Source organism: Leptolyngbya sp. GB1-A1, from assembly GCF_039962475.1.
In the GTDB taxonomy this organism is placed as follows: Bacteria; Cyanobacteriota; Cyanobacteriia; order Elainellales; family Elainellaceae; genus Leptolyngbya_A.
In genome coordinates this window covers 1-14,056 of sequence record NZ_JAMPLI010000074.1, presented here as the reverse complement: position 1 = coordinate 14,056, position 14,056 = coordinate 1, and the positions used below count along the sequence as shown (strand labels likewise).

14 protein-coding genes and 2 pseudogenes are annotated in these 14,056 nt (G+C 49.8%); 14 read left to right on the top strand and 2 right to left on the bottom strand.

The genetic code is table 11. From position 1 onward, the window contains the following. Nucleotides 1-219 precede the first annotated feature (219 nt). The gene (locus NDI45_RS28655) at nt 220-852 is read right to left on the bottom strand and encodes a hypothetical protein (RefSeq protein WP_190789829.1); all 633 of its coding nucleotides are present in this window, start codon (nt 850-852) and stop codon (nt 220-222) included. Nucleotides 853-1,175: 323 nt separating this feature from the next. Then, nucleotides 1,176-1,406, bottom strand: coding sequence for a hypothetical protein (locus tag NDI45_RS28650; RefSeq protein ID WP_348249802.1), 231 nt, complete (start codon nt 1,404-1,406; stop codon nt 1,176-1,178). 208 nt (nt 1,407-1,614) lie between these two features. Here NDI45_RS28650 and NDI45_RS28645 point away from each other — a divergent pair, with 208 nt between their 5' ends. From NDI45_RS28645 to NDI45_RS28580, 14 genes and pseudogenes are all read left to right on the top strand, one after another. After that, on the top strand, nt 1,615-1,962 hold the full coding sequence (locus NDI45_RS28645; protein WP_190789827.1) for a hypothetical protein: 348 nt from the start codon (nt 1,615-1,617) through the stop codon (nt 1,960-1,962). Next, the gene (locus tag NDI45_RS28640) at nt 1,959-2,684 is read left to right on the top strand and encodes a hypothetical protein (RefSeq protein ID WP_348249801.1); all 726 of its coding nucleotides are present in this window, start codon (nt 1,959-1,961) and stop codon (nt 2,682-2,684) included. The genes NDI45_RS28645 and NDI45_RS28640 overlap by 4 nt, the downstream gene beginning before the upstream one ends. Nucleotides 2,685-2,957: 273 nt before the next feature. Further along, nucleotides 2,958-6,134 (top strand): annotated as a pseudogene (locus tag NDI45_RS28635) (PAS domain S-box protein); the annotation flags it as partial. A gap of 5 nt (nt 6,135-6,139) precedes the next feature. Then, the gene (locus NDI45_RS28630) at nt 6,140-6,772 is read left to right on the top strand and encodes a response regulator transcription factor (protein WP_348249803.1); all 633 of its coding nucleotides are present in this window, start codon (nt 6,140-6,142) and stop codon (nt 6,770-6,772) included. A gap of 263 nt (nt 6,773-7,035) precedes the next feature. Then, nucleotides 7,036-7,593 carry a DsbA family protein gene (locus NDI45_RS28625; protein ID WP_348249800.1) on the top strand — a complete coding sequence of 186 codons (558 nt, stop codon included), beginning with the start codon at nt 7,036-7,038 and terminating at the stop codon, nt 7,591-7,593. A 100-nt stretch (nt 7,594-7,693) separates the two neighbouring features. Beyond that, nucleotides 7,694-8,050: an AraC family transcriptional regulator gene (locus tag NDI45_RS28620; protein ID WP_348249799.1), complete on the top strand. Its 357-nt coding sequence runs from the start codon at nt 7,694-7,696 to the stop codon at nt 8,048-8,050. Nucleotides 8,051-8,080: 30 nt separating this feature from the next. Beyond that, complete coding sequence (locus NDI45_RS28615; RefSeq protein ID WP_348249798.1) at nt 8,081-9,064, top strand: type II CAAX endopeptidase family protein; 984 nt, start codon at nt 8,081-8,083, stop codon at nt 9,062-9,064. An 85-nt stretch (nt 9,065-9,149) separates the two neighbouring features. After that, on the top strand, nt 9,150-10,109 hold the full coding sequence (locus tag NDI45_RS28610; RefSeq protein ID WP_348249797.1) for a type II CAAX endopeptidase family protein: 960 nt from the start codon (nt 9,150-9,152) through the stop codon (nt 10,107-10,109). Nucleotides 10,110-10,197: 88 nt separating this feature from the next. After that, nucleotides 10,198-10,611 (top strand): nuclear transport factor 2 family protein, encoded by a 414-nt coding sequence (locus tag NDI45_RS28605; RefSeq protein WP_348249796.1) that lies wholly within the window; start codon nt 10,198-10,200, stop codon nt 10,609-10,611. 39 nt (nt 10,612-10,650) lie between these two features. Continuing rightward, nucleotides 10,651-11,385 carry an SDR family oxidoreductase gene (locus NDI45_RS28600; protein ID WP_348249795.1) on the top strand — a complete coding sequence of 245 codons (735 nt, stop codon included), beginning with the start codon at nt 10,651-10,653 and terminating at the stop codon, nt 11,383-11,385. Between the two features lie 40 nt (nt 11,386-11,425). Next, nucleotides 11,426-11,626, top strand: a pseudogene (locus tag NDI45_RS28595) (SDR family NAD(P)-dependent oxidoreductase); the annotation flags it as partial. 96 nt (nt 11,627-11,722) lie between these two features. Further along, a complete protein-coding gene (locus NDI45_RS28590; protein WP_348249794.1) occupies nt 11,723-12,304 on the top strand; it encodes a nuclear transport factor 2 family protein in 582 nt (193 codons plus the stop codon). Nucleotides 12,305-12,466: 162 nt separating this feature from the next. Beyond that, a complete protein-coding gene (locus NDI45_RS28585; RefSeq protein WP_348249793.1) occupies nt 12,467-13,240 on the top strand; it encodes a glucose 1-dehydrogenase in 774 nt (257 codons plus the stop codon). 82 nt (nt 13,241-13,322) lie between these two features. Continuing rightward, nucleotides 13,323-13,964, top strand: a complete 642-nt coding sequence (locus NDI45_RS28580) for an SDR family NAD(P)-dependent oxidoreductase (RefSeq protein WP_348249792.1) — start codon at nt 13,323-13,325, stop codon at nt 13,962-13,964. Nucleotides 13,965-14,056 lie beyond the last annotated feature (92 nt).

The following is a 14,056-nucleotide window of genomic DNA, read 5'->3' as shown; positions in this document are numbered from 1 at the left end:
ATCACCTTATGCTAACCGCAGCAGGATTATGGAACTTCTACCTGACTGCGGCATAGGAAGAACTTGAAAGGTCGCATTGGCTAGCTCTGTTCTTATTTCCCGACAACTCTATTCTCTCCACTATGATGCTCTCCAGAGGCTGCAAAACCAGGAGAAAGAGGTTGTGAGAATGTGCATTTAAGCAAAAAGGAGCAAATTTGATAGAAGCAACTAGCAGAATTAGCGAAAGGAGATTTTGAAAGGACCCAGCGGTAACGATATTGCTTTTGCTGCCTTTTTTAAGAGCTCCTGCGTCGTCGGCAACTCTGCAAAACGAGCCGCTTCAGGGGAACTCAAGGTAACAGTTCCTAGAGAAGAGCTACCTTCAGGAACAATAATCAGCAAGCGGAACGTATAGCTATCTTCTCGATTAAATGGTTGCAGGCTTAAATCAACCTGAGAACGGGGCTGACCAAAGCTAAACGGTGTGATAGGTTTAACTACTCGATGGCGATCGGGAGACTGAACTTCCATATGTACGATCGCAGCGTCAGACGCCAAGGCAATCCCGAACTCAAATTCATCAAAGTTCTGTCTGGACTGATTGGTTAGTTCCACCTGAACGGTGTGTAGGTCGCGGTAATTGTAGGAATTTTCGCCATTGGAAACTGTGATTAGCGACTGCAATTCCAGTGAACCAAAAAGGTCTTCAAGCTTCGGGATAATGTCAATTCTCTGTGCAATCACAGGTTTACGATCGAGGTAAGCAGCGATCGCACTACATCCCAGCACCCCTACTGCGATCCCACCGAGAAAAATAATTAGGGGAAGCGGTAGAAAGTGCCAGAGAAGTTGCCAAAGCGATTCAAGCATTGAGAGAGCAAAACAACCGTTAACGATGCAATCTTATCGCAGTTAAGGTTGACAATTTTGAGGTGAAGTAGCTTTAATCCAACCGCATACTGATCCCCCGTCTGGTGTACAGTGCCAAATTAGATGACATCGAGACAGATTAGTGCCGCTGAGCAAAACCTTCTCTGTGGAAGGAGCTCTTAGAGAGTTTACTCAATGACTTATCATCAAATCATCGGGATCGCTAAGCTGGCTTTAGGTAGAAAAGTAAACCAGGATTAGCTTCGCTTCTTTAGCAACACTAATTATGTCGCCAGGGCAAACAAAAAGTTACTGTACATTTTTCAAGCGGATGTCCCAATCCCCAACCCCTGCTTACTGCGCTGCAACTGCTGCCACAGCCCCTCGATCTGCTCATACGCATCCTCCGGCGACAGCTTCCCTGCCATCTCCAGGTTGGCAATATATCCCACGCGCTGAGCAAACTCTTGAAGGTTAGCATTAAACACCAACCGTTCTGGCTTAACCTCACCCCGATAACGGCTACAGGGATACAAAAACTCAGATCGATCCATCTATTGCCCCTCCTATCCATCATCCGCGAACGAATGAAAAGTGCTGGGCGTGCAGCCTCCTGACGGTGTCGGAGGCTCGGCGGCTGCATGATGCCGATCACGATGGGGACGGCTGCTGGAATGATGCGGTCTGCCGCAGGCGGCGATCGTATTACCGTAAGGGTCGGGGCAACCAGGTGCGGCGCAACCGCAGCTTGAGGAGGTGGTCGTGCCAATCCCGCCTGTGCCGTTTGTTGTGCTGCACACTTATGTGGAGAAGCCGCGTCAGCCCAACGATGAGATTGTAATTCATGCCCTATGTGCAGAGATGTGGGTGGGCAGTGAGCCGATCGCATTGACCCAGCCACAGCACACGTTTGGGTTGCCGCCCAGACTGGTGAAAGAGTATGCCCGACAGCTTCTGGAGGCGCTCTACCAGCAGTATGGCAACGGGCGGCGCAGTGGGTTTGAACGCTTTGCGCGGGAGGAACAGCACGCGATCGCTCAGTGCCCCATCCGCCCTTGCTCGTATCATGCGGAGCATCTTCAGTTTGTGGGAACGGGACGTAGTGGGTGAAGGCGAAGCAACTGGAATTGGATTTGTGGGAGCAACTGCAATTGGCGCAGCAAATGCCAGAGGCGATCGACCTGGCTCAGATACTAGATGCAGTGGAAGTAACAGCGGCACACCTGCCGGAAGCTGAACGATTGCGATTTGCTGGCGATGCCTTACTCCAGATTGCTGAACTGTGTGAGGCACGAGCTGGAGTGCTGATGACGCAGTGGGAGGAGTCATGCCGCGATCCGATTGTGGAGCAGGGCTTTTTCACTGATGTGGTGCGGCAGACGATGGCGGTGGATTTAAGCGACTTGATGGAGCCAGCCCGACCGCGCCAGCAAAGAGCAAAGCCGATTGCTAAACCGAAAGAATCGATTGCGGCTCCCGTTGACAAAGCAGCAGTGCTGGCAATGGTTGACCAGCTAGAAGCAGAAGACGAAGCAGCGCAGAAACAGTCTATTTTGGTGATCGCCCATTCAGAAGATGTGGCTAGCTGGACAGCAGCGATTTTAGAGTGGCTACAGACCACCCTACTTTCGGTTTCGATCGCCGAACTCAGTGATAGCTTAGAGATGCCGTGGATAGAGGTATGGTTAGGCGTATTGTTCGGCGGTTTTCAGTTAGAGCAGCGGGGGACGTTTTATGAGTCACCCATTTGGGTGAAGTGTTCCGATGACCAGGCAATGACTCTGAGGCAAGATGGACAGCTAGAAGCAGGAAAGTTGGGCTTGGCTGAGTGAGAACTTGCACCAGCAAACTTTGAATCGTAATAATTTAAACTGAGTCTCAAGATCTTAAATTTCTTTGCAAAAATTGTTTTTGAGTAGGTTGAAGTGTGAGCGCGGCTCAAGGATCAAGTGGGCCTCGTACCCCTTTTCCACCCCGAATGAGAACGTAGTAGTAGTCATTGGAAAGCCTTCAGAAAATCCACCCAAAAGCTTAATTTTCTGGATTTTAGCAAGAGATACACTTTAGGAGACTGCTGACAGTTCTTCGTCGGGGAGAGTTTAATGGTCCATCTCGATCAATTGATTGTCACATTGATGCAGGTGGTAATCGAAAATGCAGGAGCCGAAACTGGTACTTTGGTTCTCTTAGAGGAGGATCAACTCACTGTGATGGCTCAATGCAGTGGAAGTAAACAGTGTGACCTAGAAAAGCTTGCTGTTGCTGACTGTGCAACGATTCCTGTCTCCGTCATTCACTTGGTAGAACGCACTCAAGAAACTTTGGCGTTTGATGATGCAGTCAGCGAATCGTCTTTTTCAACTGATCCTTACATTCAAAAGCAACAGACGCGATCGCTCCTCTGTCTACCCATTCTCAATCAAACCCAGTTGATCGGCATCCTTTATCTAGAGAACAATCTTAATGCCGGAGTGTTTACTAGCGATTGCTTACAAGTCCTTAAACTGTTGATGGCTCAGGCAGCAATTTCACTAGACAATGCTCGGTTGTATGCACAATTAGCAGGCTATACCAAAACGCTGGAACGGAAAGTAGAAGAGCAAACTCAAGCCTTGCAGCAGGAGATCGCGGAACGTCAACAAACCGAAGCCGCATTGAGACAAAGTGAAGCGAACTACCGCAACCTGTTACAAACCGCGAATTCAGTCATCATTCGCTATGACACGCAAGGACGGATTCACTACATCAACGATTATGGGGTAAAACTCCTGGGCTATGAAGAACACGAGATTTTAGGGCGAACCGTATTTGAAACCATCCTTCCAGACATCGAACTCTCTGGACGCGATATGAAACCCTTTGTCCGTGATTTACTTCGTAATCCTCAATCGTACCCGCAAGGTGAGGGTGAAAATTTGTGTCGAGACGGTCGGCGAGTTTGGATGGCCTGGTCGAATCAAGCCATCTTCAATGAACAGGGAGAGGTTGTTGAAATTTTATCGGTGGGCAATGACACCACCCAGCGTAGACAAGCAGAAGAGGCATTACAACGCAGTGAAGCCAAGTTCCGTAATATCTTTGAAAACTCACAGGTCGGCATCTTCCGAAACCGCATTTCGGATGGATTAATTCTCAATGCCAATCAACGCCTTGCCAATCTATATGGCTTTGACTCACCAGAGGAGATAATTGGGGTTGAACACACCGCAGGCTACTATGTCAATCCCAGAGATCGCCAACACGTCATTGAGTTGCTGAAGCGGGATGGGGAAGTGCGAAACTTTGAAGCCCACATGCGAAAACGAGATGGGACATTGTTCTGGGGACTTTTCTCTTCTTATCTGAATGCAGGCGATGACTACATTGAAGGGGTGATTGCGGATATTAGCGATCGCAAACGAGCAGAAGTCGCTCTACAAATGAGTGAAGAACGACTACGCCTAGCATTAACCGCTTCAAATCAGGGACTCTACGATCTCAACATCAAAACTGAAGAAATCGTGGTTAACCCAGAATATCCTTTAATGCTGGGCTATGATCCAGCAACGTTTCACATGACCAAATCTTGGTGGGTTGAGAATTTGCATCCTGACGACAGAGAATCAATGGTTGCAACTTACAATGCTTTTGTTACTGGAGAAGTCCCCAATTGTCAAACAGAGTATCGCCATCGTACCCAGGATGGTCAGTGGAAATGGATTCGTTCTGTCGGCAAAATTGTGACCTGGAATGAATTCGGTGAACCCATCAGAGCATTGGGAGTTTATACGGATATCGACGATCGCAAACAAGCAGAAGCGGTGTTGCGCCAGTCCGAGGCTCAGTTTCGAGAACAGGCAATCCTCTCCGCTTTTCGTGCCGATGTGGACAGTGCCCTTGCTCAAAGTGATAGTTTACCCTTGATGCTGCATCGCTGTGCAGAAGCCGTTGTTAAGCACTTGAATGCGGCATTTGCTCGAATTTGGACAATCAATAAAGACCAGGATGTTTTGGAGTTACAAGCCAGTGCGGGAATGTATACCCGTCTTGACGGTACCTACAGTCGAGTGTCCATGAATAGCCCGAAACTTGGACGAATTGCTCAAGAAAGCTTTCCACTGTTGATCAACCATGTGTTTGATGACTCATATATTGATCACGAATGGGCAGAGCGAGAAGGTATTGCGGCATTTGCAGGCTGTCCGATCCTGCTGGATGAGCAGTTGGTTGGCGTGATCGCGATGTTTGCTCGACAATCCATTCCGGTGTCTCACTGTGAGGCATTGGGGTTTGCCGCTCGCGAGATGGCATTGGGAATTAAACGCAAGCAAGCAGAAGCAGCATTGCAAGCTTCTGAAGCAGAGCTGCGGGCGCTCTTTTCAGCCATTCCCGATCCGCTATGTATCTTCAGTGCTGAAGGGCAATTGCTCTGCACAATCAAAGGAAATTCATCCTATGGAGAGGAGTGTACTGGCAAAACGCTGCATCAACTTTTTGCCAAAGAACAAGCCGATGAATTCCTGAATCAAATTCAGCAGGTGCTGAGAACCCAACAAGTCCTCACCGTTGAATACAGTCACTGCTTTGCTGGGCGAGAAATCTGGTTTTCGGCTCGCATTGCCCCGATTCAGCACGAACAGGTGATTTGGCTGGCGCGAGATATTACGCTGCAAAAGCAAGCAGAAGTCGCCTCAATCTTAGAAGAACGCAACCGCATGGCGCGTGAAATTCATGACACACTCGCTCAGGCGTTTACAGGCATTCTGATCCAGGTTGATGCAGCGGCTCAAGTGTTAACCGATGATGTAGAAGCTACCCAAGCGCATTTAGACACGATCGAGGAGTTAGCCCGCACTGGACTGTCTGAAGCGCGTCGCTCGGTGACAGCCCTGCGTCCCCAGTTGCTGGAAGAAGGTGATTTATCGAGTGCCCTTGAGCGGTTGGTAAACCAGATGAGAGTGGCGACCAATACGGATCTCATTTACTCAATTCAGGGGGTCGCCTATTCCTTACCCGCCGAGGTGGAAAATAACTTGCTGCGGATTGGACAAGAAGCACTGACCAATGCAATCAAATATGCTAACGCGAATGAAATTAGAATTGAGTTAGTCTATGACAATGCTCAGTGTCGCTTGCAAGTCAAAGACGACGGACAAGGCTTTGGCGTGGTTGGCGTTCCAATGAGCGGCGGATTTGGATTGTTGGGCATGAGCGAGCGAGCAGAGCGCGTTGGCGCACAACTGGTAATCGAGAGCCAACCAGGGCAAGGAACAGAAATTATTGTCATTGTTAATCGAGGGTGAGCATGATGACGAGCCAATCCACGATGATTCGGGTTCTAATTGCTGACGATCATTCTATTGTCCGGCAAGGATTGACAACCATCATTAACCGCGATCCAGAAATGACAGTGATTGCTCAAGCCGAAGATGGGCAACAGGCGATCGATTGCTTTCGGGAACATCAACCAGATGTAACGCTAATGGATTTGCGAATGCCGCAAGTTAGTGGGGTGGAAGCCATCAGCGCAATCTGTGCTGAATTTAAACCTGCCCGGATTATTGTGCTAACCACCTACAATGGAGATGAAGATATCTATCGCGGACTACATGCGGGTGCTCAAGGCTATCTGCTTAAGGATACTAAATCTAATGAGTTGCTGAATGCGATTCGCATCGTTGCTTGTGGTCAGCAATACATTCCACCAGACGTGGGAGCAAAACTGGTGCAGCGTCTGAATAATCCAGAACTCAGGGAACGAGAGTTAGAGGTACTGGGCTTAATGGCACGAGGGATGAGCAATTCAGATATTGCGACTGCTTTAAGTATTAGTGAGAATACTGTCAAAACCCATGTCAATCGAATTTTAAGTAAGTTGGGCGTGAGCGATCGCACCCAGGCTGTGATTGTTGCGATTAAACGCGGCATTGTCAGTTTGTAAGCCAGTCACCCTTTAGTTTGACTCCGGAGTCCAACCAGAGTTGGAGCGATGATGACATTGACAGAGGGACTGGTTCATCATTCGCTTTGGTGAGCAAAAGTTGCAACTCTCAGCTGACGACAAGTGAGCGGGCAATTGCCTATATTTAGTTCTAGGCAAACACGAATAGCAATTGAGTTACAGCATTGAGTTTGCTTCATCTAGAGCGCAGAAAGAGGGTTGAATCGCTTGCGATTACCATTGCTTCCCTCAGAGGTGTTTAAGTGAATCAAGACCGAGACCGTAGTTTGTTATCTATTCCAGCTTCAACACAGGATCACATGCAAGGTGTATTCAATGCCGACGTGGTGCTGGTAATGTATGGAGATTATCAATGCTCTGTCAGTGCAGACGTTTACAAGATAATTAAAGCGATCAAACGAGAGCTTAGTGCTGCTTTTGGAGAAGATTATTTATGTTTCATCTTCCGTCATTTTCCGCAAGCACAGATTCATCCCCAAGCTCAACGGGCCGCTCAAGCTGCCGAAGCCGCCGCTGCCCAAGGACAGTTTTGGTCAATGCACGACACTTTGTTTGCTCATCAACAGAAGTTAGAGAATGGTTATCTTGTCGAGTACGCCAACAATTTAGGGCTTGATATCCCTCAATTTCTTAAAGAGTTGTCTAAGCAGGTGCACATCGCTCGCATCAATGAAGATATCGAAAGTGGATGCAAGAGTGGAATAACGGCTGCTCCAGCCCTATTCATCAATAACATTCGGTATACCGGACGCTGGAAAATAACAGAGTTGACGGCAGCCATTGTCGCTGCAAGTCACTAAGCTCTATTCATATCTGACTTGTTTGTGAGTGCTAGTAAGCTATCTAATTTGATGGCTAGTTTTTGCCTGTTTTATTAAACAACTTGCCAATTTTTGAATCATGCTAACAACTACAACGTCAACCACTGAATTCAAGCACAAAGGCTTAACGCGCATCCAATTGCAACAAGTACTCAACTATATTCAGACTCACCTTGAGCGAGACTTGTCACTGGCTGAACTTGCAGAAACTCTTAATCTTAGCCCGACTTACTTTGCCAGTGTATTCAAACAAGCGATCGAGGTTTCTCCACACCAGTACGTAATTCAACAGCGGGTGGAACGAGCAAAATTGATGCTGTCGAAAACGGATTTGGCGATCTCTGATATCGCTCTACAAGTTGGTTTCTCCAGTCAAAGCCATCTGACCCAACAGTTTAAGCGCCTGACTGGAGTGACCCCAAAACAGATTCGCTAACTCCATCATGCACGAGTCAAGGAGACAAAGATGAAGTTCAAAGCAATCACAGGAGAGCAGGGAAGTAGAACGGAAGTGAAAGACGCAACTTACGTGGAGGCTGCCGGGTGGGGTAAGTATCGGTGGTGGCGGTATGTTCTGGGGCTGATGATCATCCTCTTTGCGTGGATGGTCGCCGCCAACGTCGCCAGTGCGCTCGTCGCGTTCGCCCTCGGCGGTCAGGAGGGTGTCGCGGCGCTCGGTCAGCTGGATTTCGCTGCGTTCGGTCCTGTGGGGGGCTTCGTCGTGGTCATGGCGGGTTTTCCAGTGTTTCTCGCGGGAATTCTCATTGCCGTCTCCCTCATCCACCAGCGTCATCCCCGCACGCTCGTCACGGCGCGAGAGAAGATCAGTTGGCGGCGCGTCGGTCACGGCTTCGTGGCTGGGTTCGTGCCCTGGGTACTGCTCGGCGGGCTGGGGCAGTACCTCCTCTACCCCGATACCTTCTCCTTCAACTCCGACCTCAAGACGTTCGCGCTCTTCGTGCCGATCGCGCTGATTCTCACTGCGATCCAGACGACCACCGAGGAGCTTTTCTTTCGCGGGTACATCGTGCAGGGCGCGAGCCTGATCTGGTCGAACCGCGTGTTTCTGGCGATCGTATCAGCCGTGATCTTCACCCTGCCGCACGCCACCAACCCGGAGTCACAGGAGGGTGGCTGGATCGGGATGTTCCTCGGCTACTTCGTCGGCACGGGTCTGCTGTATGCGATCGTTTCATTGATCGACGGCACGACCGAGCTTGCGATCGGCGCACACTTTGCCAACAACATCGCGTACTTTCTCTTGTTTAACTGGTCTGGAAGCTTCTTCGCCGCACCAGCCCTGTTCAGCATCAGCGAGTACCATGCGAGATTCTACGACATCATCTCTCTCGTGCTGATTCCCGTTTTCCTGGCGATCGCCTACAAGGTGTTCAAACGCGACGAGGCATCTGAACCCGTTTCCCAGAGCGATCGGAAGGGTTCTCAGTAATTCCATCGAACCCTGAAAACAATCGCAAAAGCAACTAGCGGTCAGATCCAAGCACTACACACATACACGAGTCAAGGAGACAAAGATGAGGATCAAAGCAATCAAAGGAAAGCAGGGAATCGGAACGGACGTGAAAGACTCAACTTACGTGGAGGCTGCGAGGTGGGGTAAATATCGGGGGTGGCGGTATGTTCTGGGATTAGTAGTCATCCTCTTTGCGTGGCTGGTGGTCGGGACTGGTGCCAGCGTACTCGTCGCGATCGCGCTCAGCGGACAGACGGATTACTACATGCTTGGTCCTTTCGGGAAGTTCCTGTTTGTTATGGCAGGTTTCGCGTTTTTTCTTGTGGGGGTTCTCATCGCCGTTACCCGTATCCACCGCCGCCCCCCCCGGACGCTCGTCACGGCGCGGGAGCGGATCGACTGGCGTCGCGTCGGTCAGGGGTTTGTGGCGTGGTTCGTTCCAGTGTGTCTGATAGGCGGGCTGGGACAATACCTTCTTTACCCCGACACCTTTTCCTTCAACTCCGACCTCGCGTCGTTCGCGCTCTTCGTGCCGCTGGCACTGGTCCTCATCGCGATCCAGACCACCACCGAGGAGCTGTTCTTTCGCGGCTACATCGTGCAGGGAGTGAGCATGATCTGGTCGAACCGCATCTTTCTGGCGATCGCGTCAGCCGTGATATTCACCCTGCCGCACCTCGCCAACCCGGAGGCGATCTCAGGCGGCTGGCTCACGGTCTTTTTCAACTACTTCCTCGTTCCGGGTCTGTTGTGGACCGTGGTCTCGTTGATTGACGGAACCACCGAACTCGCCATCGGCGTACACTTCGCGAACAACATCGGCGGCATACTCCTGATCAACGCACCTGGAACCGCCGTGAACACGCCAGCTCTGTTCACAGTCAGCGAGTTCCGCGCGACCTACGCGGCGCTATCGGTGCTGGTGATAGTCCCCATATTCCTGGCGATCGCCTACAAGGTGTTCAAACGTGATAAGGCATCTGAACCCGTTTCCCAGAGCGATCGGAAGGGTCGTCGGTGATCTCGTTAGTCAACAAGGTTTCCTGGTTGCCAAAGGCAGCATAAAGGCTCAGACGAGTAATACCTCTAAACACAATGGAGATAACAACATGAACACAAAGACTACTCCTATTCAAAACACTTCCTCAGTTCTGCTCAAGATGGAAGCTGCAATCAATGCTCATAACATTGATGCATTCGTGAACTGCTTTGCTCCTGACTTCATAGGTGAACAACCCGTCCATCCGGAGCGAAACTTCACTGGTGCAGAACAAGTGCGAAAGAACTGGACTGCTCTCTTCGCTCAAGTTCCTGATCTTCAAGCGAAATTAACCACCCATACGAGCGCGGATGAGTTGGGTTGGTCAGAGTGGCACTGGCAAGGCAACCATACCAACGGCACAAAACTCGATATGCGAGGCGTTGTGGTGGTGGGACTGAGAGAAAACGCGCTCGCATGGGCGCGGTTGTATATGGAGCAGCTTGCCCAAGTCGTACAGGCAGACATCCTAAAAGCGGTCTAACTGCTAATCAGCTTTAATCACCTACAAGGAATAATCACCATGTCAACTGTTGAGAACAAAGTTATTGCGATTACTGGAGCTAGTAGCGGTATTGGTGAAGCAACTGCCAGATTGCTGGCTCATCAGGGTTTACGGGTTGTGTTAGGGGCGCGGCGCACCGATCGACTGGAAGCAATCGCTGCCGAAATTCGCTCTAAAGGTGGCGAAGCAGAATACCGTACCCTGGATGTCACCAACCTCGAAGACATGCAAGCCTTTGTCGAGTTTGCCCAAGATAAATTTGGTCGCCTTGATGTTGTGGTGAACAATGCAGGCTTGATGCCACTCTCCAGGCTTGAGGTGCTGAAGGTCGATGAATGGAACCGCATGATTGATGTGAACATTCGCGGTGTGCTTCACGGAATTGCTGCTGCGCTACCTCTCTTTAAGCAGCAACGATCAGGGCAGTTTGTCAATCTATCCTCGATCGGTGGGCACAACGTCTATCCAACCGCAGCCGTGTACTGCGCCACTAAGTTTGCAGTTTGGGCGATTTCCGAGGGACTGCGGCAAGAATCGACAGACATCCGGGTCACGGTGATTTCGCCTGGAGTGACGGAAACTGAACTTGCTAGCACGATCACCGATGCTGAAGCGGCGGAGTGGGTGGAGGGATTTCGTGAGGCAGTGATTCCAGCAGATGCGATCGCGCGCGCAATTGCCTTTGCAATCGAGCAACCCGCAGAGGTGGATGTGAATGAAATCATTGTTCGACCGATTGGACAAATGAGCTAAATCTCGGAAAGTCAATCTTGATTGAAACAGGAGAAACAAAATGATACCGCAAGATAAAGTGGCGTTAGTCACTGGTGGCACATCGGGAATTGGCAGAGCAACGGCGACCCTTGCGGTATCTGCGAAGCAGCGCGCGCTCGGTGCTGCTGGAGCAAAAGTCGTATTCTCCGGTAGACGCGACGCAGAAGGAGAAAAAACCGCCCAACTGATTCGCGAAACAGGTGCTGAATGCTTATACGTCCATTGAAACAAGTTCACTAACATCACAAGAATCTGGAAGCAGTCAAGCATTGGAACTCAAGACACTTTAGATAGATAGAACCAGGAGTATTTAATCATGGTCAAACAGCAATCTGTAGACGAACAAGCAAATTTACAAGCAACTACCAACTTGACGCCAACCCATGAGTCTTTGCAAGCACTTTGGGAAGAGCATTTACAGTACGAGTTTGGCACTCACAGTACTGAAGATGCCCTCGCTACGATGGTTGAGGATGCTTACGTCAACCACATTCCGGTAATGACTGGGGGAGTCGGGAAACCAGCACTGCGCGAGTTTTATTCCAAATACTTCATTCCACAGATGCCGCCGGACATGGAGTTGACCCCAATCTCGCGCACGATCGGAACGGATCAACTCGTCGATGAAATGGTGGGTAAGTTCACTCATACTGTTCGGATGGAATGGCTATTACCCGGCGTTGCTCCAACCGGAAAACGGGTTGAAGTGCCAGTAGTTGCGATTATTCGGTTTCGTGACGGCAAGATAGCCCATGAACACCTCTACTGGGATCAGGCGAGTGTTTTGGTTCAAATTGGCTTGCTCGATCCGGGTACACTTCCCGTCGTGGGCGTTGACAGTGCGCGTAGGGCGATCAATCCCAACTTACCTTCAAACACACTAATCGAGCGCGACTAAGTGTAGGAGCCAGCAGATATCAATGCCTAAACCCACCATTTTGCAACCAGGATCGTACTCATCCTGGTTGTAGGAGGCGCTTCTTATTGCTGGCTCCTACACGTATTGCTTATTGAGTTTTTGACAAAGTGACACAGCCATTCACAACAAGAGGTAACTATCATGATGCTGAAAGACAAGGTTGCTTTGGTGACTGGCGGAACATCGGGCATCGGTCGAGCAACCGCGATCGCATTTGGTGCTGCCGGAGCAAAAGTCGTATTCTCCGGTAGACGCGACGCAGAAGGTGAAACAACTTCTGCGATGATTCGTGAGACAGGAGCAGAGTGTTTGTTTGTACGATCGGATGTATCGAGTGAACCAGAGGTTAAGGCGCTGATAGAGAAAACAGTCGCAACCTACGGAAGGCTAGATTTTGCCTTCAATAACGCTGGATTTGGTACACTCCCACAGCCACTACACGAGCAGTCTGTTGAAGACTTTGACAGCATGATGGCAACCAACCTGCGGGGTGTGTTCTTATGCATGAAATATGAAATTCAACAGATGCTGACTCAAGGAGCAGGGGTCATCATCAACAACTCTTCAGTAGCGGGATTGATCGGGATACCTGGAATGGGTCCTTATACTGGCAGCAAACATGCTGTGATGGGTCTCACTCGTTCTGCTGCGCTCGATTATGCCAAGCAAGGGATTCGGATTAATGCCGTCAATCCTGGCTATATTCGCGGCACAGAAATAGTTACTCCTAAGAGCCTCCAAGAGATAGGCATGACTTTAGCGCAGTTTGATTCGATGGTGTCGTCGAGCGTCCCGATGGGGCATAGGGGTCAACCTGAAGAAATTGCTGCAACGGTTGTGTTCTTATGTTCTGATGCTGCGAGCTACATCACTGGACAACCTTTGGTGATCGATGGCGGAGTCACAGTGAATTGATTTTTGATTGTCGATTGTGGAATCACAGTGAATCGATCCATTTCAAGAGAGAACAACCGGACTTGATTTTAGGAGAAATAGAATGATACTTCAGGATAAAGTGGTGCTTATCACTGGCGGAACTGCAGGAATTGGTCGTGCAACGGCGATCGCTTATGCCCAACAACAAGCAAAGGTGGTGGTGGTGGGTCGTCGAATGGATGAAGGTGAAGAAACGGTTCGATTGATTCAGGAAGCTGGCGGAGAGGCGATTTTTGTGCAAGCAGATGTCACAAAAGAAACCGATGTTGAAGCAATGGTTGATAAGGCGGTTGGCGTTTTTGATCGGTTAGATATTGCCTTTAATAACGCAGGAACTGTCGCCGAAAACCCCTCATTGATTGAGCAAACAGAAGCTGAATACGATCGCACCATGAATGTCAATGTCAAAGGCGTTTGGTTGTCGATGAAACATGAAATCGCTCAGATGTTGAAACAGGGAGGTGGTTCAATCGTCAATATGGCATCTGCGAATGGAGTCGTTGGACTTCCTGGCGTACCTCTCTACACCGCGAGTAAGCACGCGGTAATAGGCTTAACAAAAGCTGCTGCGCTCCAATATGCCAAAGCGGGGATTCGCATCAATGTCGTTGCACCAGCAGCCATCGAAACAGATATGTTTGAAGCAGCGACAGGTGGGCAGGATGAAGCCAAAGCTTACATACAGCAGTTTTTAGGTAATTAGCCCCTTTTCTATTAAGCTAACGAGTGGACAATCTATCAAGTTGGTGAAATGCCTGTCGCTTACTCAACGGATTTACGCACTCGTGTAATCGA

Excerpts from the sequence above, each read along its gene's own strand:
- NDI45_RS28580 (WP_348249792.1), top strand. The coding sequence starts at position 13,323 with ATGATACTTCAGGATAAAGTGGTGCTTATCACTGGCGGAACTGCAGGA.
- NDI45_RS28630 (WP_348249803.1), top strand. The coding sequence starts at position 6,140 with ATGACGAGCCAATCCACGATGATTCGGGTTCTAATTGCTGACGATCAT.
- NDI45_RS28590 (WP_348249794.1), top strand. The coding sequence starts at position 11,723 with ATGGTCAAACAGCAATCTGTAGACGAACAAGCAAATTTACAAGCAACT.
- NDI45_RS28620 (WP_348249799.1), top strand. The coding sequence starts at position 7,694 with ATGCTAACAACTACAACGTCAACCACTGAATTCAAGCACAAAGGCTTA.
- NDI45_RS28655 (WP_190789829.1), bottom strand. The coding sequence starts at position 852 with ATGCTTGAATCGCTTTGGCAACTTCTCTGGCACTTTCTACCGCTTCCC.
- NDI45_RS28610 (WP_348249797.1), top strand. The coding sequence starts at position 9,150 with ATGAGGATCAAAGCAATCAAAGGAAAGCAGGGAATCGGAACGGACGTG.
- NDI45_RS28615 (WP_348249798.1), top strand. The coding sequence starts at position 8,081 with ATGAAGTTCAAAGCAATCACAGGAGAGCAGGGAAGTAGAACGGAAGTG.
- NDI45_RS28585 (WP_348249793.1), top strand. The coding sequence starts at position 12,467 with ATGATGCTGAAAGACAAGGTTGCTTTGGTGACTGGCGGAACATCGGGC.
- NDI45_RS28650 (WP_348249802.1), bottom strand. The coding sequence starts at position 1,406 with ATGGATCGATCTGAGTTTTTGTATCCCTGTAGCCGTTATCGGGGTGAG.
- NDI45_RS28605 (WP_348249796.1), top strand. The coding sequence starts at position 10,198 with ATGAACACAAAGACTACTCCTATTCAAAACACTTCCTCAGTTCTGCTC.
- NDI45_RS28600 (WP_348249795.1), top strand. The coding sequence starts at position 10,651 with ATGTCAACTGTTGAGAACAAAGTTATTGCGATTACTGGAGCTAGTAGC.